Source organism: Metabacillus sp. KJ11-3 (genome assembly GCF_055808295.1).
The window spans coordinates 2,055,759-2,077,203 of record NZ_CM147865.1 but is presented as its reverse complement, the minus strand read 5'-3'; the positions used below and the strand labels follow the sequence as shown (position 1 = coordinate 2,077,203).

General features: G+C 36.2%; 22 protein-coding genes. 6 read left to right on the top strand and 16 right to left on the bottom strand.

Annotation, left to right across the window (positions count from 1 at the left end):
• Positions 1–351: 351 nt before the first annotated feature.
• The 11 genes from AC0L8O_RS10555 to AC0L8O_RS10505 form a co-directional block, all read right to left on the bottom strand.
• The gene (locus AC0L8O_RS10555) at positions 352–984 is read right to left on the bottom strand and encodes a response regulator transcription factor (RefSeq protein ID WP_473447955.1); all 633 of its coding nucleotides are present in this window, start codon (positions 982–984) and stop codon (positions 352–354) included.
• Entirely contained in the window at positions 977–2,116 is a 1,140-nt protein-coding gene (locus tag AC0L8O_RS10550; RefSeq protein WP_473447953.1) for a sensor histidine kinase, read from the bottom strand. Before AC0L8O_RS10550 ends, AC0L8O_RS10555 begins: the two co-directional genes overlap by 8 nt.
• Before the next feature lie 83 nt (positions 2,117–2,199).
• Complete coding sequence (locus AC0L8O_RS10545) at positions 2,200–2,661, bottom strand: glycine zipper domain-containing protein (protein WP_473447951.1); 462 nt, start codon at positions 2,659–2,661, stop codon at positions 2,200–2,202.
• 147 nt (positions 2,662–2,808) lie between these two features.
• A complete protein-coding gene (locus AC0L8O_RS10540; protein WP_473447949.1) occupies positions 2,809–4,053 on the bottom strand; it encodes an MFS transporter in 1,245 nt (414 codons plus the stop codon).
• A 331-nt stretch (positions 4,054–4,384) separates the two neighbouring features.
• Positions 4,385–5,152, bottom strand: a complete 768-nt coding sequence (locus AC0L8O_RS10535; RefSeq protein WP_473447947.1) for a MerR family transcriptional regulator — start codon at positions 5,150–5,152, stop codon at positions 4,385–4,387.
• Positions 5,153–5,291: 139 nt separating this feature from the next.
• Positions 5,292–5,426 carry a hypothetical protein gene (locus AC0L8O_RS10530; protein WP_473448823.1) on the bottom strand — a complete coding sequence of 45 codons (135 nt, stop codon included), beginning with the start codon at positions 5,424–5,426 and terminating at the stop codon, positions 5,292–5,294.
• Between the two features lie 324 nt (positions 5,427–5,750).
• The gene (locus AC0L8O_RS10525; protein ID WP_473447945.1) at positions 5,751–6,470 is read right to left on the bottom strand and encodes an ABC transporter permease; all 720 of its coding nucleotides are present in this window, start codon (positions 6,468–6,470) and stop codon (positions 5,751–5,753) included.
• Positions 6,470–7,177, bottom strand: coding sequence for an ABC transporter permease (locus AC0L8O_RS10520; RefSeq protein WP_473447943.1), 708 nt, complete (start codon positions 7,175–7,177; stop codon positions 6,470–6,472). The genes AC0L8O_RS10525 and AC0L8O_RS10520 overlap by 1 nt, the downstream gene beginning before the upstream one ends.
• Positions 7,174–8,088: an ABC transporter ATP-binding protein gene (locus AC0L8O_RS10515; protein ID WP_473447941.1), complete on the bottom strand. Its 915-nt coding sequence runs from the start codon at positions 8,086–8,088 to the stop codon at positions 7,174–7,176. The genes AC0L8O_RS10520 and AC0L8O_RS10515 overlap by 4 nt, the downstream gene beginning before the upstream one ends.
• A 109-nt stretch (positions 8,089–8,197) precedes the next feature.
• Positions 8,198–9,541: a HAMP domain-containing sensor histidine kinase gene (locus tag AC0L8O_RS10510; RefSeq protein WP_473447939.1), complete on the bottom strand. Its 1,344-nt coding sequence runs from the start codon at positions 9,539–9,541 to the stop codon at positions 8,198–8,200.
• Positions 9,538–10,206, bottom strand: a complete 669-nt coding sequence (locus tag AC0L8O_RS10505; RefSeq protein WP_473447937.1) for a response regulator transcription factor — start codon at positions 10,204–10,206, stop codon at positions 9,538–9,540. Before AC0L8O_RS10505 ends, AC0L8O_RS10510 begins: the two co-directional genes overlap by 4 nt.
• Positions 10,207–10,401: 195 nt before the next feature.
• Between AC0L8O_RS10505 and AC0L8O_RS10500 the strand changes: the two genes are divergently transcribed.
• On the top strand, positions 10,402–10,791 hold the full coding sequence (locus AC0L8O_RS10500) for a YvaD family protein (RefSeq protein ID WP_473447935.1): 390 nt from the start codon (positions 10,402–10,404) through the stop codon (positions 10,789–10,791).
• 107 nt (positions 10,792–10,898) lie between these two features.
• Here AC0L8O_RS10500 and AC0L8O_RS10495 read toward each other — a convergent pair whose 3' ends face one another.
• The 3 genes from AC0L8O_RS10495 to AC0L8O_RS10485 all read right to left on the bottom strand — a co-directional run bounded on the left by AC0L8O_RS10495 (position 10,899) and on the right by AC0L8O_RS10485 (position 14,167).
• On the bottom strand, positions 10,899–11,855 hold the full coding sequence (locus tag AC0L8O_RS10495) for a nucleoside hydrolase (protein WP_473447933.1): 957 nt from the start codon (positions 11,853–11,855) through the stop codon (positions 10,899–10,901).
• 1 nt (position 11,856) lies between these two features.
• A complete protein-coding gene (locus AC0L8O_RS10490; protein WP_473447931.1) occupies positions 11,857–12,804 on the bottom strand; it encodes a nucleoside hydrolase in 948 nt (315 codons plus the stop codon).
• A gap of 457 nt (positions 12,805–13,261) precedes the next feature.
• Positions 13,262–14,167, bottom strand: coding sequence for a DMT family transporter (locus tag AC0L8O_RS10485; RefSeq protein ID WP_473447929.1), 906 nt, complete (start codon positions 14,165–14,167; stop codon positions 13,262–13,264).
• Positions 14,168–14,317: 150 nt separating this feature from the next.
• On the opposite strand from AC0L8O_RS10485, the gene AC0L8O_RS10480 reads away from it, so the two are divergent.
• Together AC0L8O_RS10480 and AC0L8O_RS10475 are read left to right on the top strand one after the other, a co-directional pair.
• The gene (locus AC0L8O_RS10480) at positions 14,318–15,694 is read left to right on the top strand and encodes an aminotransferase-like domain-containing protein (RefSeq protein ID WP_473447927.1); all 1,377 of its coding nucleotides are present in this window, start codon (positions 14,318–14,320) and stop codon (positions 15,692–15,694) included.
• A gap of 83 nt (positions 15,695–15,777) precedes the next feature.
• Positions 15,778–15,957 (top strand): DUF4083 domain-containing protein, encoded by a 180-nt coding sequence (locus tag AC0L8O_RS10475; RefSeq protein ID WP_078433909.1) that lies wholly within the window; start codon positions 15,778–15,780, stop codon positions 15,955–15,957.
• A gap of 31 nt (positions 15,958–15,988) precedes the next feature.
• On the opposite strand, the gene AC0L8O_RS10470 is transcribed toward AC0L8O_RS10475, so the two are convergent.
• The gene (locus AC0L8O_RS10470; RefSeq protein ID WP_473447925.1) at positions 15,989–16,807 is read right to left on the bottom strand and encodes a polysaccharide deacetylase family protein; all 819 of its coding nucleotides are present in this window, start codon (positions 16,805–16,807) and stop codon (positions 15,989–15,991) included.
• Positions 16,808–17,060: 253 nt separating this feature from the next.
• On the opposite strand from AC0L8O_RS10470, the gene AC0L8O_RS10465 reads away from it, so the two are divergent.
• The 3 genes from AC0L8O_RS10465 to AC0L8O_RS10455 all read left to right on the top strand — a co-directional run bounded on the left by AC0L8O_RS10465 (position 17,061) and on the right by AC0L8O_RS10455 (position 20,350).
• Positions 17,061–17,414: a glyoxalase superfamily protein gene (locus AC0L8O_RS10465; RefSeq protein ID WP_473447923.1), complete on the top strand. Its 354-nt coding sequence runs from the start codon at positions 17,061–17,063 to the stop codon at positions 17,412–17,414.
• Positions 17,415–17,927: 513 nt separating this feature from the next.
• Positions 17,928–18,707 (top strand): ABC transporter ATP-binding protein, encoded by a 780-nt coding sequence (locus AC0L8O_RS10460; protein ID WP_473447921.1) that lies wholly within the window; start codon positions 17,928–17,930, stop codon positions 18,705–18,707.
• A 2-nt stretch (positions 18,708–18,709) separates the two neighbouring features.
• Positions 18,710–20,350, top strand: a complete 1,641-nt coding sequence (locus tag AC0L8O_RS10455) for a hypothetical protein (protein WP_473447919.1) — start codon at positions 18,710–18,712, stop codon at positions 20,348–20,350.
• 155 nt (positions 20,351–20,505) lie between these two features.
• Here the strand turns inward: AC0L8O_RS10455 and AC0L8O_RS10450 are convergent, their stop codons facing one another.
• Positions 20,506–21,369, bottom strand: a complete 864-nt coding sequence (locus tag AC0L8O_RS10450; protein WP_473447917.1) for a cation diffusion facilitator family transporter — start codon at positions 21,367–21,369, stop codon at positions 20,506–20,508.
• Between the last annotated feature and the right edge of the window lie 76 nt (positions 21,370–21,445).

Genomic DNA, 21,445 nt, shown 5'->3' with positions numbered 1-21,445 from the left:
GTGATTACCTCCTTTGATGTTTTCATTAGGCTCTTCTCTAAAAGACTGTTGTTTTAAAAAGGTACTTAAAAAAACTAAATATGAGCGGAAGGTGCGAGACTCCTGTGGAGCTGTGGGACAAGTGAGACCCCGCAGACGTAAAGAGTTGAGGAGGTTCACCGCCCACCCCACGGAAAGCGAGCAGCCTGGAGCTCAGATCAACAACCTCTACACTTATTCAAAGCAACAATCTTTGCCGAAAACAGCCTTTCATAAAGATCATATTTGCATCTTAAAACAAAAAAACCAAAGTCACTACTGACTCTGGTCACTGTATGAAACAACACTTATTACTTTTGTCACTTTTTTATCTTAGACGAGATGTTTGCGAATGGCGTAAATAGCTAACTGTGTCCGGTCTCTTAATTCTAATTTATCTAAAATCATACTTGTTTGATTTTTGACGGTTCCAACTGACAAGCCCAGTCGTTCTGCAACTTCTTTATTATTTAACCCTTCACCGATACATGTTAAGATGGCTCTTTCCCGTGGAGTTAGTCTCGGATCTATTGAATTCTCCTCTTGTTTTTGAAGTAAGACCGGCATTACTTTTGCCGCAACCTGATCTTCCAGAGAAAGCCCGCCACTTAATGCACTTTTAATTGAGCGGATAAGTGATTCCGTATCACTGTTTTTCAGCATATATCCATTTACCCCCAATTTTAAGGCTTCCATCACGTATTCTTCGTCATCAAACGTTGTCAACATTAGAATTTTTATTAGGGGAAAGCGTGACCGTACTATTTTTGTTGCCTCTATTCCATCCATTACTGGCATACGTATATCTAAAATGGCTACATCAAAACCCTGCTTCTCACATAGGTTAATCGCTTCTTTGCCATTATCAGCCTCACCAGTTACAGTTATCTCCTCATCTGTTTCAATCATTGCCTTTAAACCTTGGCGTACCATCACTTGATCTTCCACAAGTAACACCTTAATCATATGACCCTCTCCGTTCAACTAAACGTATACTCCCTCTCACAACGAAATGACGCTCATTATGATCAATTTCCAGGGAACCTCCAACTTTTTCCAATCGGTCCCGCATGGCTTTCAATCCATATCCCTCTTGAAAAAAGGGATGAGATGGAGCGATGTTAAGTACTTCAAATCTAAAAATACTCCCTCCCGGAGACTCAAACATGACATGCGCTTCTCTTGAGGTACTATGTTTCATAATATTTGTTAGTGCTTCTTGAACAGCCCGATAGATTGCAAAAGACTGCTCACCAGTTAGTGGTGCAGCAAACGCTCCATGCTTAACAGAAAAACTTATTTTCATAAAACTTTCCATTTCCAGTTTGCGAATTAAGCGGATCACTCCTTGTAAACCACCTACTTCTGTCTGTTTAAAGGATTTTACAGCACGTCTCGTTTCTTCTAAGCTTTGTTCAGCAAGTTGTTTAAGATCTGCTATTTTTTCTTTGTCTTTATCTTCTGCATGCAGGCGAAATACCTCAAACTGCATGATCAGTGCAGTTAGTTTATGTCCAACAGAATCATGTATTTCATGACCAATGAGCATTCGCTCATCCTGTCTGGCATGTTCTTCTTCTGTAACAAGCTGTCTTTTCATCTTTCGATACTCATCAAGTAAGGCGTCATTTTTTTGTTGTGTTTCCTTTTCTCGCTTATGTACGGCTTGATAATGGTATAACGCGCTTATTAACATCTTAAAAAACAAACTAATCCATATTACTTGTGTAGGACTAAGACGTGCTTCTGATAAGAGGCATATCAAACTTCCTAACTGAAACACTACCACTATTAAGCTTTTCCATCTAGGTAAATAAAAAACTGCTTCTGCCAGTAGTAAAGCATGTATGAAGAGCAGAAATGGATTTAGCAAATTGTCTGCCGGATAGAAAACGAGGATCGTTAAGATGATCTGGGTGCAAAATAATAGGGTTAGCACCAATGTTCTTTCTTTAAAAAGAGGCAGTATAAATAAAATAACTAAAAATAAACTTGTAGCGGCCAGCTGTCTCTCGTTTATACTTGATGGAAATTCATAAAAAGCTACTCCCCATACAGGGATATAAATAGCTAACCAAATAAGATATACCTTTTTCATCCGTATCTGTAAACTCCTCCGGAAAAGTGCAGAAAGTCTTTTTCTATTAGTATACTATGTTACACAACGTGAATCTCTAAGAACTAAATTGTTTTCCCTTTTTTCTTAATATCGGCATCCAAACCTGCTCCAATGGCCATTCCAAAACACATTCCAATCGGGATCCCTAAGGCAATATTGTCGAATATCGTTAATCCGAACACGACACCCAAACTCATTCCAATCGACATATAAATACTCATATAATACCCCTCTGGTAATAGTTTGTGTGTTTTCTGAAGATGGTTACAGATTTGCTGGATAAATTGGTGGTGTTGTTTTAGATCATGTTTATCTAATCCGTCTATATCCGCTTTTAATTTAATAAAGTGATTCTTAAATTCTAGTAATTGTTGCTCACATTCCTGGCAATTTCCAGACAATGATTCCAATTTTTCAGCAACTCGTTCATATTTATTTAAATCAAGTTTTCCAGTGGATTTTTTGTTATCTATACTTTTAAGTTCCTTTATGGTTGCTTTTATTTGATCAAGATGGTCCTTCATTTATGTTCCCCCTAGCATGTAACTTGCTACCTTTACATACGATTAACTGGTGAAAAAGTTTCAATATTGTGTTCAAAAAAAGAACAGGCAAAACATCCCAAAGTTAAAAGACGTTTTTGCCTGTTCTTATTTATTCAGTTTCGTTTGTTAAGCTTCATTTAAAACCGGTTTACCCGCTTCGATTAATACTTTATTTTGATTCATGAATAGCGTTAGGATGATGATGAACAGTCCTGTTCCTATCAATAGCCATTCGATTCTAATGATATCTGCAATAGGGCCAAATATGAGCATACCGATAGGCATCATTGAGGTTGAGATCATCCCCATTACACCAAACACTCTACCTAAATACTCTTCTTCAATTTTTTCCTGCAACAATACAGTTGTTGGTGTATTGAAGATCGGCATGGCCACTCCGAATAACGCCATAAAAATCAAGTACAACCAAAAGATTGGTGTGGCACCAAGGGCAAACGTACAGACTCCCATAATAAGACTTGAGAACGCCATTGTTTTCACTTTATTTGGGAAGCCTCCCCATGAAGCAATAATCCCCCCACCAATCATCATACCAATGGAAAAGGCGATTTCGATTGCCGTTAATTTCCATACATCATCACCGAACGTACGTGTCACCTGCAACGGTGTTAAAAATGCAGCAGGTGCCATTAACACAAAGAAAACAGCAAAGAATATGAAAAACGTTTTGAGAAATGCATGGTTATTTATATACTGTAAACCTTGTTTAAAATCACTAAAGTAGCTTGTGGTTTGTTTTTCAGCTGCTTTTTCATGGGTAGAGATTTTTAAAAAGGTAAGGAGAGTGAAAATCGCGATAACAGCTGTTATGACATCAATGAAAAAGATGATTTCAATTGATGTTGTTGCTAACAGCGCCGCACTTACCATTGGTGAAACAAACATGATAATGGCTTGAATACTTCCATTTGCTCCGTTCACTTTTGTTAGTTTATCCTTCGGAACAATTTGCGGAAGAATGGCTCCTACTGCAGGTGTTTGAATGCCCGTTCCAAAGGCACGTACAGCTGCCATCACAAACAGTAACCAAGTGGCATCATAGCCCATTAAAAAGAGAATGGCCAAAATGAGCGTCGCTGTTGCAATAAGCCCATCAGCTACCATAATCAACATTTTTCGATTGTACCGATCTGCCCACACTCCTGCAACTGGAGACAAAAGAAATGTAGGAATAAATCCGCAAATGATATACAAAGTCATCATTAAACCAGATTCAGTCTCCAGCGTGATGTACCACATAATCGCGTATTGGACTAATGATGACCCGAATAGTGATATTGTCTGACTACTTAAGAAGAGAATAATATTCTTAAACCAGTTCTCCTTGTGATCGTTATTTACTGTATTCATTTTTTAACAACTCGTTTCTATTAAGTTTTTTTAAATCTAGACTTCACCCACATCCATCTACATCGAACCGTTCTGATGTATATTTTTAAAGACATCAAAAAAAGAGGGAAAAATAATCCCTCTTTTTAAAAACCCGTTAAATAATGGTTTCCTTTAAAAATAGACAGACCAATCCCGTTGCTCTGAACATAGGCAGAGCTCCATACAAACGTATTCAATTAACGATTGCGGTCTAGGAATCTTAATCTCATTGATGCTGTCAAAAGGAAAACCTCCATTTCATCCATAGTTACTCCTATATTAACAAAAATGAATTACGTTAACAATACGTTTAATGATTTTTTACTCCAGTAAAAATTTGAATAGCATCTCTCAAAAACTCAGCTGTACCCGGTTGTTCCTGATCATAATAAGCTGTAAATCTCTCATCGTCGACATACATTTGAGCTAGACCTGCGTGTGCCTCTTTACTATAGGAAGGCCAGTGGAACAGTAACCATTGTTTATGCAATTGGGCAGCTCTTTGTGCTAATTCACTTGCAGGATCACCCATTATCATCGCATTTCTTAATAGTTCTCTCATCTCCTTTTCAATATTGACAGATTTTTCGTACTCCTCTTCAGACATATTCATGAATTTCTCATTCGATTTCTTGACGGTTGCTTCTCCGTATTTTTCACGGATTTCTTTTCCGTATTTATCTTCGTTTTCCTTCAGTGCTTTTTGTTTAAAGCCTTCGAATTTTTCTTGATCAGTCATCTTCATTCTCCCTTCTGAATGTGCAATTGTTTTTTCAACATTTGCAATTAGTTGATCTAATTGGTTTCGTTTATCAAGGAGACGCTCTCGATGTTCATGTAATGCCTTTTTGAAGTCAAAAGCAGGATCAGTCACGATATCTTTTATTTGATTTAGCTGCAGACCAAGTTCGCGATAAAAGAGAATCTGTTGGATAAGATTTACTTCATATTGTCCATAGATTCTGTAGCCCGATGAGTTGATTCTTGCCGGCTTAAGAATTCCAAGCTCATCGTAATATCGTAAAGTCCTCGTACTGACACCCGCTAATTCCGCAAGTTTGTGAATCGTGTATTCCATCTCTAATCCCTCCTTGATAATTTCACTTTACACCTTTACGCAACGTTAAGGTCAATACATGAATGAAGATTTTTTAAAATGATCAAAAAATGAAACGAAGCCATCACTTTAAACATCCTTTCTTCACGATTCATCCCTTTTAAACCTTTTTTCTGAATTCGAGTAAACCAATGCAAAAATAAGAAGAATAATAAATAAAATAAGGCCAATGGAGTTGATTTTTTAACCCTTCGCTAAGTGCCCATAAAAATAAGCTAAGACTGATTCCATACATGAGTTTACTCATAAACTTACACAACGCTACTTCATCATACTGAGCTTTTTCCTACTCAGACATCGTGTTATACCCCGCAAGCAGAAAGGCTCCTTTTCCTTTTGAATAGAACATAAGCGAATATCATGAAAGGTATTAATAAAATAAGATGGATAATAAATCCAGTCATAACTTATCACCTTCCCTTTACTATGTAAAATAATTGTCCATTAAATTCTACTATTACTACGGTCTACTAAAACAATAAGTTTCATTATACATCGGGAAGAAATCAATAAAGAAGTGGGAGTATTCACTTCTTTATTGTCTTGATGAGTGCTGTTACTAAACTGCTTTTTGTTTAAAATAGACCATGCCACCGACCGTAAAGACTAGAAATCCACCAATAATAACAAATACCAATGTCTCTATGGAAAATGTAAAGCCTGACTGCTGATCCATTACCATACCTAAAAACGGTTGTGCCCAAGGATACCATGGACCGAATGTTTCCGAATTTGCAATGAGTATGTTTGGTAAAGTTAGGATGACATTTAATGCAACAGGAGCAGCAAAACTGGACCAAGCGGTAGAAACCCATAATTGTAGAGAGATAATTGGTAAACATCCTAACCAGCCCATAAATAAGCGAAGGAATACTTCCTTCCAAGGAAATGGATCATTGAAACCATGTAACATTCCTACAAGAAATAATCCTGCTAACATCAGAATTTGTGTTAATGCCACAAACGTACAAACAGTGATGAGCTTTGCACTATATACTTGAAGCCTATCAACAGGTAAAGCTAATAATTGTTTCCATCCCCCCTCAGCGTGCTCATAACGGCAAACAGCTGCAGCAAATATTCCTGCAAGTAATGGTAAGAAGAGAATCGCTTGAACCATAATCATTGATAAAAATGAATTCATCCACTCATTTCCTGCATTTTCAAAGAAGTTAAAATAAGCAGCAATCGTTGAGAGTATTGGACTAATAAACAAAATTTGTAAAACTTTCGATTTTTTGAGCTTTAACCATTCTGTATAAATAAGTTTACTTAGCATTACTTCACATCCTTTTGATCAAAATGGATGAGACTGGTGATAAAAATGACCCCACCGACAATGATTCCTAGTAACACACTGATTTCTGGTATTTGCCATTTATTCTCTAGCAATGGCCATTTCCAAATCAACCATTCCGGCCCGCCATAGGCATACATCGACACAACCGAACCAATAATTCCGATTGTTAATGGTGTACCTTGGTTTGATGATGCAACAGAATACCATAACTGAAAAGCTAAGATTGGCAAGGCTGCAAAAAAAGGATAAAAGCTGTTAATGGCGATCTCCTTAATAGGCATGCTTTGCTCCCAATCAAAAAAGCTGCCAAACACAATCGTTCCAATAAACATCAGCAATGTAGAAATACATAACATATAGCTTATTGTTATAAATTTGGAGCTGTAGACTTTTACTCGACTGATAGGTAGTGCTAACAACTGTTTCCAGGAATTCGTCTTATGTTCGATATTAGCAAAAAGAGAGGCAAGCAGTGTTGTTCCTAAAAGCAAAGCAGGTGCGAGAAATAAATTGATTTGCCGTAACAACTGTAGCCAATAATCATCTGTTTGGCGGATGAGCCAATCATAGCGAACCAAATAATTAACGGTTGTTAAAGCGAATATCCCAATCGGTCCTAAGAAAACAAGAATCCACATGCCGAATGATATTTTTTTAAAGTCTGTTCGCAATAATCGAAGGATCACAGGCTTTGCGCCTCCTTCGTCATCTCGAGGAAAATACTTTCAAGGGAGCGTTTTTCCTCCTCAACTCGGTACACGTCTAACCCGTTTTGGACAAGGGCACGAACCATCGCAGCAACATCTCTATTGGTACTTTGATTAAACGATACATAATCTCCCTCTGCATTCCCTTTTAAGCCCTCTTTAAGAAGGACTTTCCAAGCAGCCTCTCGATTGTTTGTTTGGATACGAATTTTGTTAACAGATTTCTTTCGCAAAACGTCAATTGAATCTTGGAAAATAAGAGATCCTTTTGATATAATCCCAACCTCTGTAGCCATTTGGTCAATTTCTGATAAAAGATGGCTTGAAACAAGAACAGTCACACCATATTTTTCTGGTAAACTCTTTATTAATTCGCGCATCTCAATGATTCCTGATGGATCTAATCCATTTGTTGGTTCGTCAAGGATAAGGAGTTCAGGACTACCGAGCAAGGCAGAAGCAATTCCGAGTCGTTGCTTCATCCCTAACGAAAACCCTTTAACCGGTCGATTGGCATCCTTTTCTAATCGCACGATATTAAGAACTTCGTCAACTCGTTCTTTAGGAGTTTGTAAAATAATTTGGAGTAATTCAAGGTTTTCTCTTGCCGACAAATTCCCATAATATGATGGGGATTCAACCAAAGACCCTATGTTTCGTAAGATGGTTTGCTTCTCTTTTTTTAGTTCTTTACCAAAAATATGGATCGAACCTGAAGTTTCTTTCATTAATCCTAAAAGCAGCTTGATTGCTGTTGTTTTTCCAGCTCCGTTTGGACCAAGGAAACCATATATAGCTCCCTTAGGAATTGATAGATTCACTTGATTAACCGCAGCTTTTCCATTAAATGTTTTTGTTAAATTGCTGGTTTCCACAACGTATTGATTCATTTTAATCACCTCTATTAACACGATAAACAATGAATCTTAAAACGAAGTGGTGGTAATGTTTAAATTTTGTTTAAATCTACGGAAACATCAAAAAAGAATACGACGTTGATCAATCGGATTCTTTCGATAAGCATATTGTAGTTCCACCACTAGAGGTTTCAATATTCCAGGTAATGTCCATTTCCTTTGTCATCAGGTCAATGATGGAAAGGCCAATCCCTACACCCTCTTGTTCTGATTTGCTTTTCATTCCAGGTCCTTTATCCATTATATAAATCGTATTCCCTTTACACAGGATTTTGATATACTTACCTGACTTGGCATGTCTCACTACATTTTGAAAAAGATTGTCTAAAATTCGCTCAAACCAATTTGGATCCATCTTCCAAAAAACTGTTTCCTCAAACAAATCGATCTCTACTGTAAACTGTTCCTTTTCAAAAATTGGATACCAAGCTGTTAGCGATAGTCGGATGACTCGATTAACATCAACGTTTTGAGGCTTGTACGTATACTTTCCTGATGTTAATAATGTGTAAGATAGAAGGTTTTCAATTAACGTATGCAAATGATCAATTTTTTTATCAATGATTTCAATTGATTTCTGTCCGTCAGATGAAATGTCTTCATTTTTTAATGTATAGGCGTGGGCTCTAATGGTGGCTAAAGGCGTACGAAGATCGTGGGATAAATTGGCAATAAGCTCTTTTCGCAATTCCTCCTCCTCTTGTTCCCGTAACCGGCTAGCCTCTAAACGTTCAATCATTTTATTAAATGATACTTCCAGTTCACCTACTTCATCGATTTCACCAACTGTAACTTTATCTGGAATTCGTTGATCCTCTACATCCATTGAAGCTTGAAGTCGTACGATTCGTTTTCGAATCGACCGGAAAAATAGCCATGAAAGAGCGATAAATAAAAGTAACAATAGTCCAACAACCACGATATAAATGATTTCAAAATAATATTCAAGTTGTTGAATTGGATAATCCATATACTTCTTATCAATTTGCAGAACAATAAAACCGTTGTTTTCTTCTTCTCCAATAAACGAGACAACCGTAAATGGATCTCCGCCATAGCTTTGTTTCATAAAAGAAACTGTATAGGATGGTGTCCAGTGATCAGGAATATCTGCTGTATTGTCGGATATATAACGAGTTTTGCCGTTTTCATCTACCCAAAATACAGTGGATTCATTTATTTTATTTGTTGTTTCTTTTAAAGCAGTTACCATTTCAGCTTCTGTAAGCCTGTCTAATTCTTTTGCCTTTTCATGCCACTCAGTCTCAACTTCTTCACTATCATAAACATCCATCTCGTTGTGCTGAACAATAATAGCCGGCATATAAACAACCATTGATGCAAGTGGAAAGGCTATTGGGAGGATTAACATCGCACATACAATTAAAATTAAGTACTTTGTTTGCAATGTATTGCGTAGCTTCATTGTTTTAACCTATAACCAATGCCTCGGATTGTTTCGATTATGGTAGGTTTGGCAGGGTCTTTCTCAATTTTTTCCCGAAGATAACGGATATGAACCATTAATGTCTTGTCACCTTCAAAATAATCTTCTTCCCAGATAGATTCGTATATTTGTTCTTTCGTCAAAATTTGTCCGGCATGCTTTAATAAATAATCGAAGATTTGGAGTTGCTTAGATGTTAAAATAATTTCTTCGTCGTCTTCTTGCCGAAAAAGCTGATATTGCTTAGGAAGATAGCGTAAATGTTGAACGCTTATTTCTGAAGGCACAATGCGATCAAAACGGCGTAATAACACACTTATTCTTGCAGCAAGCTCATCTGGATGAAAGGGCTTGGTCATATAGTCATCTGCAAATTCAAGACCTTCCAGCTTATCATCTACCTGTGATCGTGCTGATAACATGATGATAGGCAAAGATGGCACTGTCTTTTTCAGGCGCTTACCAATGGAAAAACCGTCTAATCCGGGTAGCATAACATCAAGAATGGCAAGATCTGCTGCATCTGCATGCTCTATGGCTTTGTCTCCGTTTTTTAACCAGTTTACTTGATACCCTCGCTTTATTAGGTCTTGGTATACCCATGAGCCAAGTTCTTCTTCATCTTCTATGTATAGTATTCTCATAAAATAGGATCCTCTTTCCGGGTAAAGTCAATATATGTAAACTATATCATATTCTAATTGTTGAATTTGAATGTTCCACATTTTACTTAAAAAAAGATTGTTAGGTTTGTTTGGAGCTATTCTTTCGATCAAAAAAATGAATCTTTTTCCATTATTATACGTAAAAGCTTGTAATACAATGAGAGGAGTAGAGGTTTGAATACGTTAAAATACTTTTTCTGGGTAACAGATATTGGTTTTATCATTTATTGGATCGTTACATTGTTACATATCATTCCAAATGAGTACCTTTTTAAGGATTACAATGATCCCATACTTAGTGCATGGAATTGGTCGTTTTTACCTTTGGATTTACTAATCTCGTTCACGGGATTAATTAGTTTATATGCATATAAGAAGGGTAATCCCAATTGGATCAAATTTGCGCTCATTTCTTTAGTCTTGACATCCTGCTCCGGTCTTCAAGCTATAGCCTTTTGGACTCTTAGATCTGATTTTGATTTAACCTGGTGGATACCGAATCTTTATCTATTAATCTATCCATTAGTTTTTATCCCGGGTTTTTTTAAAAAGGTTCAAATTTAGTCATAATCTTTTAGATATTTAGATATAAGGAAGTGGAAACTTTTTTTAATGAAATCAACATATTGATAGGAGAGTGCTCGCAAAAGGCACTCTCCACTGCAAAAAAATTATTTTATCGCTGCCAATACGTCAATTAACATCTCTTTAAATGTGTTACGATTTATTGCTTCACAAACCCGAACATTTTTTGGGCGCTCCAATCGATTATTTACATCGACCAGGCTATATCCTCTTGTCAATTCTCCGACAGTTTCAACATCTACATGATAGAGATTCGATATTGTCATGATGTTTTCGTTTGCTGCAACTGCGGCAAGTAATGTATCCGGATGTGTTGTGCCATTCAATTTATGTACACTCTTGTTAAATTTCATGACAACTTTATTAACATCTTTAAAAAATTGAGAACCTTTTGTTGCCAAAGCTTCAATATCCTCATGGTCCTGATCATTCATAATTGAATATCTAGTACACATTTCCCAACCAACCATTGTCATTGGAATACCTGAATGTAGAACTATTTTCGCTGCCTCAGGATCAACATAGAAATTGTATTCAGCACTTGGAGTTATATTTCCTAATGAATTATTCGTTCCCCCCATAATATATAAATGGGGAATTTTCGAAATGATGGTTGGATCCTTTTTAATTGCCATGGCAATATTCGTTAATGGAGCAATAGCTAATATATGTATTTCTCCGGGATATTTATGAACGGTTTCAATTAGAAAATCAACTGCATGTCCCTCTGAAGGAGACTGGATCGCTTTTTCGAAAAACGAATCCCCCATTCCATCCTTACCATGAACATCCTCAACAGTACGATGCTGGTTTACTCCAAGACCCATTATTGGACGTTCATACCCTTTAAATACGGGAACTTCTTCACTCTTTCCTGCTACTTGTACTGTATAAAGTGCATTTTCAACCTGTTGATCGAATTGTACATTTCCCCCGGTGACCATGATGCCTTCTACCTGAAAATAATGAAGAGCAGTTAAGATGGAAATTGTATCATCGCCTGCTGTATCTGTATCAATGATTACTCGTTTCTTTTCTGCCATTTTAGAAATCCTCACTTACATTCTTAGCTAGTTCAGTTATGTAATCAAAGAATGCGTTGCGGTCCACGTCATAAACGACATTTACAGGTCTTCCTTCAGCTGTTTCAACCGTACGCCCCTGGCTCGGACCTTCTGTTAAGACAATGCTGTTAATTGTTTGTACCTTTACAAGATCAGGTTTGCCGACAAACGCAGTTGTTAACACATCCCATAAATAATAGGTAGAGTTCGTTGAAAAGTGAACGAGAGGCGGAACCATTGCATAACACTGCCCAAGGAAATCCACACCAAGATTTTTACGTTCTCTTGCCCAACGCTCACGCACATCTAAAGTTAGCGGGACTTGATTTGTACTTTCAAGAGCAACAAGATCAATTTCTATCTTCGTTTCCCATACACGGGCTGCTGCCTCAGGATCCCAATACACATTCCATTCGGCTGTTCCATCGTGTTCAGGCTCATGTACATTTCCTTCCTCGCGAAATGTACCTCCCATCCAAACCAGTCGTTCAATTTTCTTCTCTATTTCTGGTGCTGCATCTAACGCACGGGCAAGATCGGTTAGCGGTCCTGTAAATAATAACGTTGTTTTTCCATCCGTTTCTTGAATGGTTTTGATTAAATGAAGATGTGCAGGTATATCTGCAGCAGGTGTGACTACTTTTCCGGCTTCATTAAGTATTGGCAGCGCATCTACATAAAACGCATGCATGCGCCAATCTTTCGGAAATGGATTTTTTGCGCGCGAATTTGATTCCGCTACGTCAAGTCCTCCGTTTCCAAAACGATCAATAATTTTCCGACTTGCAAACATTGCAGGTTCTAAGTAACAATCTGCCGGAATGACCGAAACACCTGTAAGTTTAACAGTGTCCATTTGTAATAATAAAAATAAAGAAATTAAATCATCTACACCGCCGTCATGGTTAAAGTAAATTTTCTTTTTCATGTTAATCTCCATTCTTTTTCATTATTGTAAATATGTTCAACTTTATAATGTGGGATAAAATGTTGTCAATATAATTCCTGTATAAGCACCTGAATATTGTATGTATAAAGTTTTTACAAATAATGATCATTATCAGTTAAATTACTATTTGAATCATGAATAAAACATTTAATCATCCATCATTCAACAATATAAAATTATGTACCAGTTCGCTTTCATTAACAGAAATTCTAATTACCAAATCTTTTGTCCGGAATACAAATTCTTTAACACCGATAAACTCAGATTCAGCAATCAAATAGAATTGTGTTCCCTTTTTAAAGCCTTTAAAGTTCTTCTTTAGTTTATATATTTTCATTCTCTTTACCCAGCTACTTCCCTTATATGCTATTCTAATCTGAAATTATCAAGATCTGCATTGCATGTCAACTTAGGAACTAAAGAGTAAGAGTATCTTCTAATTAGTTTTGTTAGGATGAGATCCCTTTTTTATAATAGGAGCATTTTTGCCTAATATTACCGAAAAGACAACCACCACCGCTATGACTAGCGTGAAAAATGTGATGGATTCATCGAGAAAAACTGTTGCAAAGAGAATCATTAAAAATGGCTGTAAATATTGAATCTGACTTACTCTTGCTATACCACCCAAAGACATTCCACTATACCAAGCAACATATGCTAAAAATTGACTAACAACAGCTAGGTAAAAGAAACTGACCCATGCTTGAATGGGAGCATGAAGCATTTCAATGGTAAGATGTAACCCTACAGGAATCATGAAAAACGGTGCACCAATCAAAATTGCCCACGCAATGACTTGCCAACTTCCTAATTCCTTCGCTAATTTCCCTCCTTCTGCATAACTCAGTCCAAGTATCAACACAGCTGCCAGTATGGCTAAATCAGCAAATTGTAAGTGACCGAAACCTAGATGAAAGGCATAGATCATAACAGCCAAAGACCCTATTAAACTAGAAAACCAGAATTTTTTCGATGGAATTTCCCCTGCTCTCAGCATGGCAAATCCCGCTGTAGCTAATGGTAACAAAGCGACTTCTACTGCCCCATGAGAAACAGGCAAGGACTCCATTGCCCAAGATGTGAGGAGCGGAAATCCTAATACGGCACCAAAGGCAACAATTCCAAGGCTTTTGAATTGACGTGGTGACGGAAGTTTTTCTTTTCGAGCGATGAATATGATTGCCACTAAAATAGCTGCAACAACTGTTCTTCCTAAGCCCACGATTGTCGCTCCAAAATACTCTACAGCAATACTTGTGGAAGGAAGAGTTAAACTAAAACAAACAACAGCTATTATTCCTAACAAAAATCCAATTTTCGCTCTTTTTTCATTCTGCATGCTTACTCTACCTACCTTTATCTTTAGTATTATATTCTTCATGACGCAAGAGACAGTTCTGGTATAATTAACATGTTAATAGGTACACAGGGTAGAAATAAACAATTGTTTCACTTAACTGTACGGGTACAGATTGAGGAGGATGTACGGATGGGCTTAAAATATACGGAGATAATGGAAGAAATAAAAATTCGACTTACAGAGGGTTCACTTAATGCCGGTGATAAGCTTCCTTCTGTCCGACAGTTATCTGAGGATTTTTCTTGCAGCAAGAATACAGTAATTAAAGCTTACGAAGAACTTGAAAAAGAACATTTTATCTACTCCATACCTAAAAGCGGCTTTTATGTCATGAAAGAAATTCAGTATAAAGCAAGTGATCATGATGTGATCGACTTTTTGTCTGCAGGTCCAGATAAAAGTGTTATGCCATATGAAGACTTTCAACATTGTATGAACGAAGCAATTGAACAATATAAAGGTGAGTTATTTACATATACTGACCAACAAGGGCTTTACTCATTACGAGTTCAGTTGGTGAAATATTTGCAAAATCTCCAAGTGTTCACTCAACCTGAGAGAATAGTCATCACTTCTGGCTCACAACAAGCTCTGCACTTACTCATTTCTATGCCATTTCCTAATGGAAAAAACAATATTCTCATGGAACAGCCTACCTATTTCGGTTTCCTTGAATCGATCTCTTTACAATCAGCAAAAGCATTCGCCATTGAGTTAACGATGGAAGGCATTGATCTTGAGCGTCTTGAGTACATATTCCGGAATAATGATATAAAATTTTTCTATGTCATTCCCCGGTTTCACAATCCACTTGGACATAGTTATACGAACAAAGAAAAGAAAAAAATGGTTGAATTAGCGGAAAAATACGATGTTTATATTGTGGAGGATGATTTTTTAGGAGACCTTGATCTCAATACAAAATCGGACCCTTTCTATTCGTTTGATCCTTCCGGGAGAGTTATTTATATTAAAAGCTTTTCAAAAGTTTTCCTTCCAGGATTAAGGGTTGCTGCTGTTGTGCTTCCAACGTTTTTGATCAACACTTTTTTGCGATATAAATTCAGTTTGGATTTTAATAGTGCCGCCCTTTCTCAAGGAGCGCTGGAAGTCTATATGAAAAGCGGTATGTTTAATAAACATCTGAAAAAAATTAAACATGTATACAAAAGGAAGATGGACATTCTTCAAGAATCGTGTGAATTACTGTTACCAGATCATACCCAGTTTACAAAACCGACTTCCGGTTTTTATCTATCCGTCATTTTGCCTGAACATATATCGGCAAAACAAGTCGTTCTTATGCTGAATGAGAATCATGTGTTTGTCGATGATGCATCCCGGATGTTTTTGCCAGAATACCAAAAAGAAAATTTCTTGAGATTAAGCATCTCTCAAGTGGAGGAGAAACAAATTAAAGCAGGAGTTGAGCGATTGGCAGATTGTATCGCTTTATTAAATAATCGAAAAAATCGAGTTTCACCAAGTAATTCTTTGCGTTTTTAGTTTTAAAAGAATGAATCATACTTCACTCTCAAGAGGGAATTTGTGATACACTATTCCCAAAACTTGTTAAGAGAGGTATTTATATGAATATTGGTGATGTTGTATTTCAGCTATTAATGTTTATTTTTATGTTCGGAATTTTTGCTGTCGTTTTTTTTCTTGTTCGATCGCTCCTTTCGAAGAATCCGCAGTCTCAAAAAGATAATGAAATTGAAAAAAAGCTTGATAGAATTATTGAATTACTAGAACAGGATAAAAAATAGCCATTTTTATCCTGTTCAACTACGATTGTTATTACTCAGCCAAAGCTTCTTCAGTTAGCAGAAGCTGACTCCCTCCTTTTACCTCAAAGATCTTTTCATCCACACTTAGCCATACCGACATGGCTGATGGGTTGAAGACAAACTGGCTGCTTGCTGAAAATTTAAGGTTTTGGAATGCTTTCATATAATCAACAATTTCAATATTTGTTGCGTACCAGATATCATCCCGGTTACCAACATACTCACAGAAGTTTTCTATTAAGTCCCAGTTTTGATCGTTGTCAAATTCATAACTGTGACCCCAAACATACATCATATATAGATATTGCTTTTTGTGAAGTTTAACAAAATCATCAGCTCGTTGCATTAATTCTCTATTATGATGACAGGTTGGATTCCACTCCAACAAATCATCAGGTATGGAAAAGTCACCGGTACTATTGACAGTTCTTGAATATTCAATACCCATATAAGGCAGTAATTCTTTTATGTATGAATTATAAGAGCCGTTTGGATAGGACATTCCTCTAACTGTGTAATTTGCAATTCTCTCCAGATTTTTTCTATCTTCTAATATCTCATGTAGAAGTTGCTCTTTAGGAGACCTCGCAATAGTTGGATGTGTCGATGTGTGTGCTGAGATTTCATGGCCTCTGTATAGTTCAGCCACTTCGTTTTCAGGAATTCTGTCTCCTGTTCCAAACAGGCCGGAATTAAGGTGAAAAGTCCCCTTTATTCCATATCGGTTAAAAATTTCGACTAGCCGTCGATCGGCAGCCTTTCCATCATCATAGCTCATCGTCAGTACTTTATGCTTTCCTCCTGGAAAAGTCATAACCACTTTTGGCATTCCATTCACCTCACTAGATTGGTTTGTATTTTTAAAATAGTGTTAGGTAAAGTGTTAATCATACGCATTTTAATTTAATGCGCACCGATTATTAAACTCAAATAACTAAATAATGTTATTCTCTAAGCTTTCTATAATATCCTTCACGTAAATGAATCCGCAATTATACATATAAAAAGTACTACTCATGTGACGTAGGTCATGTTATAAGTAAACTAGATAAATGAATACATATAAAGGATGTGTAAGAATCGTGATTACACCGATTATAAGAATGTTTGAACTGGAAAAGGCAAAGGAATTCTATGTTGATTACTTAGGTTTTAAGATAGATTGGAGTCATCAATATGAAAAAAACATGCCTATCTATTGTCAAATATCTTTAAATCATATTATTTTGCATCTTTCAGAACATCATGGTGACTCCTCTCCAGGCTGTGCAATTCGAATTAGATTAGACAATATAAATCAATTTCATTCCACTCTTCAAGCAAAAAAGTATGATTTTTCCAATCCTGCTTTAGAGAAGTCGCCATGGAATACTGTTGAGTTGACAGTGATAGATCCTTTCTTTAATAGAATTATTTTTTATGAAGAGATAAATTGAGGATTGGTTGGAAAATTTAGTTAGCCATTGATATTCTTAAATTGTTGTCGAAATTGAGTCTTAAAAATATGAGCTGTGAAAATAACTTGTCTATATGTTTATAAAATCAGGCGACTTACACTATGTTTATCATAGAGTCGTAGTTGTAGTTATTAAACTCGTATGTGTGTCGTATATATGTTATAATTAATCTAAACGAACGAAGGATGGATGTTTATTAAATTTGGACAAAAAGTTATTTATAACAGTCGGATCCATTTCATTTTTCATGAACATGGTAATGGTCTATATGAAATCCAGAGTTTAGAAAATTCGTTTATTTTAGTCAAAGTACAAGATCTAATATACAGATTGAAATAACGGCCAACTTTTTAATAGTTGGCTTTTTGTTTTTAACTTATCTTTAACCTTGCATTTTGCAAGGTTTTTTTCAATATGTACAAAATGTGAAACTATTTGAATATCTCTATCGTATTATTTAGTGTGATATGGAAAAAATGGGGGTTTCAGGATATGAGAGATATGATAGTAGAAATTAATAATTTGAAAAAAAATTATGGTTCAAAGACTGTATTAAATGGTGTATCACTTCACGTGAAACGTGGCGAAATTATTGGTTATATTGGTCCAAACGGAGCCGGAAAAAGTACAACTGTTAAAATTATGCTTGGCATTGAAAGTGACTATTCAGGTGAGGTTAAATTATTCGGGCATGATATTTCTGATGGAAGTATTGAGTATAAAAGAAAAATCGGATATGTGCCGGAAATTGCTGAGGTTTATGATAATTTAACTGGTCATGAATATCTTACATTTATTGGTGAATTGTATGGACTCGATTCCGACCTTGCTGAATATAAGGCAAAACGTCTAATGGAACTGTTTGGTATTGGGGAAGTTTATCATTCCCGCATTGTGTCTTATTCAAAAGGAATGCGCCAAAAGCTTTTAATTATTTCTAGCTTACTACATAATCCTGAACTTTTGTTTTTTGATGAACCAATTAATGGTTTGGATGCAAACAGTATGATGGTTTTTAAAGAAATTATGACCCAGCTTTCAGCACAAGGCAAAACGATTTTCTACTCTTCACATATTATGGATGTGGTTGAAAAAATAAGCAGCAGAATCATTCTTCTACATGAAGGCAAAATAGCAGCAGATGGTCCATTTGAAGAGTTAAAACGAGAAAACAAAGATGGAACTCTTGAACAAATTTTCACCCAACTGACCGGATTTAGTGAACATAAAGAACTTGGCTCACGGTTTGTTTCTGTTGTAAGGGAGATGTAAAAATGAAGGATTTTCGCACACTTAAGCTATTAGATCGATTAGAGAAAGTTTTCACAAGCTTTGATATAGACTACAAGAGTATGAGAAAAATACTCCAAGTAAAATTGACAATGGATGGTCGGCGGATTCCAACTATTTACTCTCAAAATGCTCCAAACAAAGACAAGGAAACCAGCAATCAGTATATTAAATCATTATGGATTTATGTTATATTCGGACTGTTTATGATCCCTTTTTTATTTATAGGAGATTCTTATCTTTTTCAAATGAGCCTCTTCTATGGAATTTTCACCTTCTTTGTGATGACATCAATGATTTCCGACTTTTCTTCTGTACTGCTGGACATACGTGATCGAAATATCCTGTTTCCAAAGCCTGTTAATAGAAGAACCATTAGCACAGCTAAAATGGTTCATATTATGATTTATCTCTTTTTTCTAACGATTGCTCTTGTAGGAATTCCTTTAATAGCGGGTCTTGTTAAGAATGGATTGATTTTCTTCTTAGTATCAGTGATGAATATTCTCCTTATAGACATATTTGTCGTTGGGCTTACAGCACTTATCTATTTGTCTATTTTACTATTTTTCGATGGAGAAAAATTAAAAGATATAATTAATTATGTCCAAATTTTCCTTTCGCTCGCGATTATGATCGGGTATCAATTACTTGCTCGTTCCTTTGTTATTATTGACGTAACCATTTCATTTGAACCGCAATGGTGGCAGGTATTTATTTTTCCAATGTGGTATGGTGCAATCATGGATATGATCATGAATGGTGATTTCCAGCCGATTTATCTATTATTTTCAGCATTAGGGGTCATATTCCCTCTTCTATCGCTCTGGTTATATATAAAATTTAATCCTGCTTTTGAGCAAAACCTCCAAAAGCTTACATATCAAGAGAAAGCTAAAGATAAAAGACGGAGTAAGTTTGGTCAATTGCTCCTTACACTCATTTGTCGAACACATGAGGAAAGAACCTTTTTCCGATTTGCAGGTTTAATGATGAAAAATGAACGAGATTTCAAATTGAAAGTTTATCCATCTTTGGGGTTTTCTGTGGTCATCCCGTTTATTTTTATCATGAATGATTTTAATCCTGATTTTGATCGGATATCCACAAGCAATTCGTATTTATCCATTTACTTTAGTTTAATCATTATCCCGACCACCATGATGCTTTTGAAGTTTTCAGGAAAGTATAAAGGCTCATGGATTTACAGGGTTGCACCTATAACGCAGTTAAAGCCGATGTTCAGTGGCACAATAAAGGCCTTTATTTTTAAATTATATTTACCTGTTTACTTGCTGTTATCTGTACTCTTTCTTGCATTATTTGGTGTAAAAGTGCTGCCAGATCTAATTGTCGTCTTTATCAATTCCTGTCTATATGCTGTCATTTGTTTTATGATTGTAAAAAAATCACTACCCTTTTCAGAGTCATTTGAACAAGTAAATCAAAACAATGGGGCACTTGTATTTGGTTTAATGCTAATTGCCGGATTATTTGCAGGTCTACATTTTATCAGTACGTTATTTTCTTACGGCATCTATTTATATTTGGTTATTTCAATTGTCACTCTGTGGCTGCTTTGGAAAAAAGGCTTTGATATAACATGGGAGCAGGTTATCCATTAAATTCAATTCCAATGGGTTTCACAAAGAACATGAACGTTCATTGATATGGAGTAAAAAAGGATTCCCTATAGTAAATCAAGGTAATTGGGACAATTGACCTGTCCCTTTGTCCCATAGAAAAAGACAAGTGGGTCAGCTCACCTGTCCCCTTGTCCCTAATTTGGTTCGACGTGTATGTGGACGCGTTCGATGTTGTATGTTTCGCGGAGTCGTTGTTCGATTTTGTCGGTGATGTTGTGACCTTCGATGATTGTAAGGGTTGATTTGACAAAAATAATGGCATCGACTGTTGTTTGATTGCCGGATACGCGTGCTTTTAGGTCTTTAACGAAGGTGACTCCAGGTGTATTTTTGATTTCTTCTTCTATTTCTTTTAATTTCTCGGCATCAAAGCCGTCTGTTAAATCGTGGACGGCTTCTTTAAAGATTCCCCATGCAGTATGACATATAATAAGTCCGACGATGGCAGCCACAATAGAATCCAGACGGGCAAATCCTAAATATGAACCTACGATCCCAATAACTGCCCCTATACTAACTAATGCATCTGAGCGGTTATCCTGGGCAGCAGCGTATAATGCCTTACTTTCAAGTTTTTTTGATAATTTTCGATTGTATCGATAAACAAAATACATAAAAATGGCACCGAATAAAGCAACAAATGCAGTAAATAGTTCTGGTGTACTTTCCGTTGGAGAAGTAAAATTTTTAAAAGCATCCACAATCACTTGTATACCTACAATAAACATGATAATTGCAGCAATTAACGAAGCGATCGTCTCTGCTCTTGTGTGACCATACTTATGATTTTCATCCGCAGGTTTTTGGGCAAATCTTAACCCGATTAAAACAGTTACTGATGCAATCACATCTGTTAAATTATTTAATCCATCAGCTCTTAATGCATCTGAGTTTCCAATAAAACCAGCGATTAACTTAATCGCTGAAAGTAAAACATAAGCTAAAATGCTGATCCATACTCCTCTTTCTGCTTTCTTTAAGTTGTTGTTAACCACCATTATATCCTCCTAAATAGGCTGAAACGTAAGCAATAATATTTAGTAATTAGCTTTTTCTGGTTATTTTATTACGTAC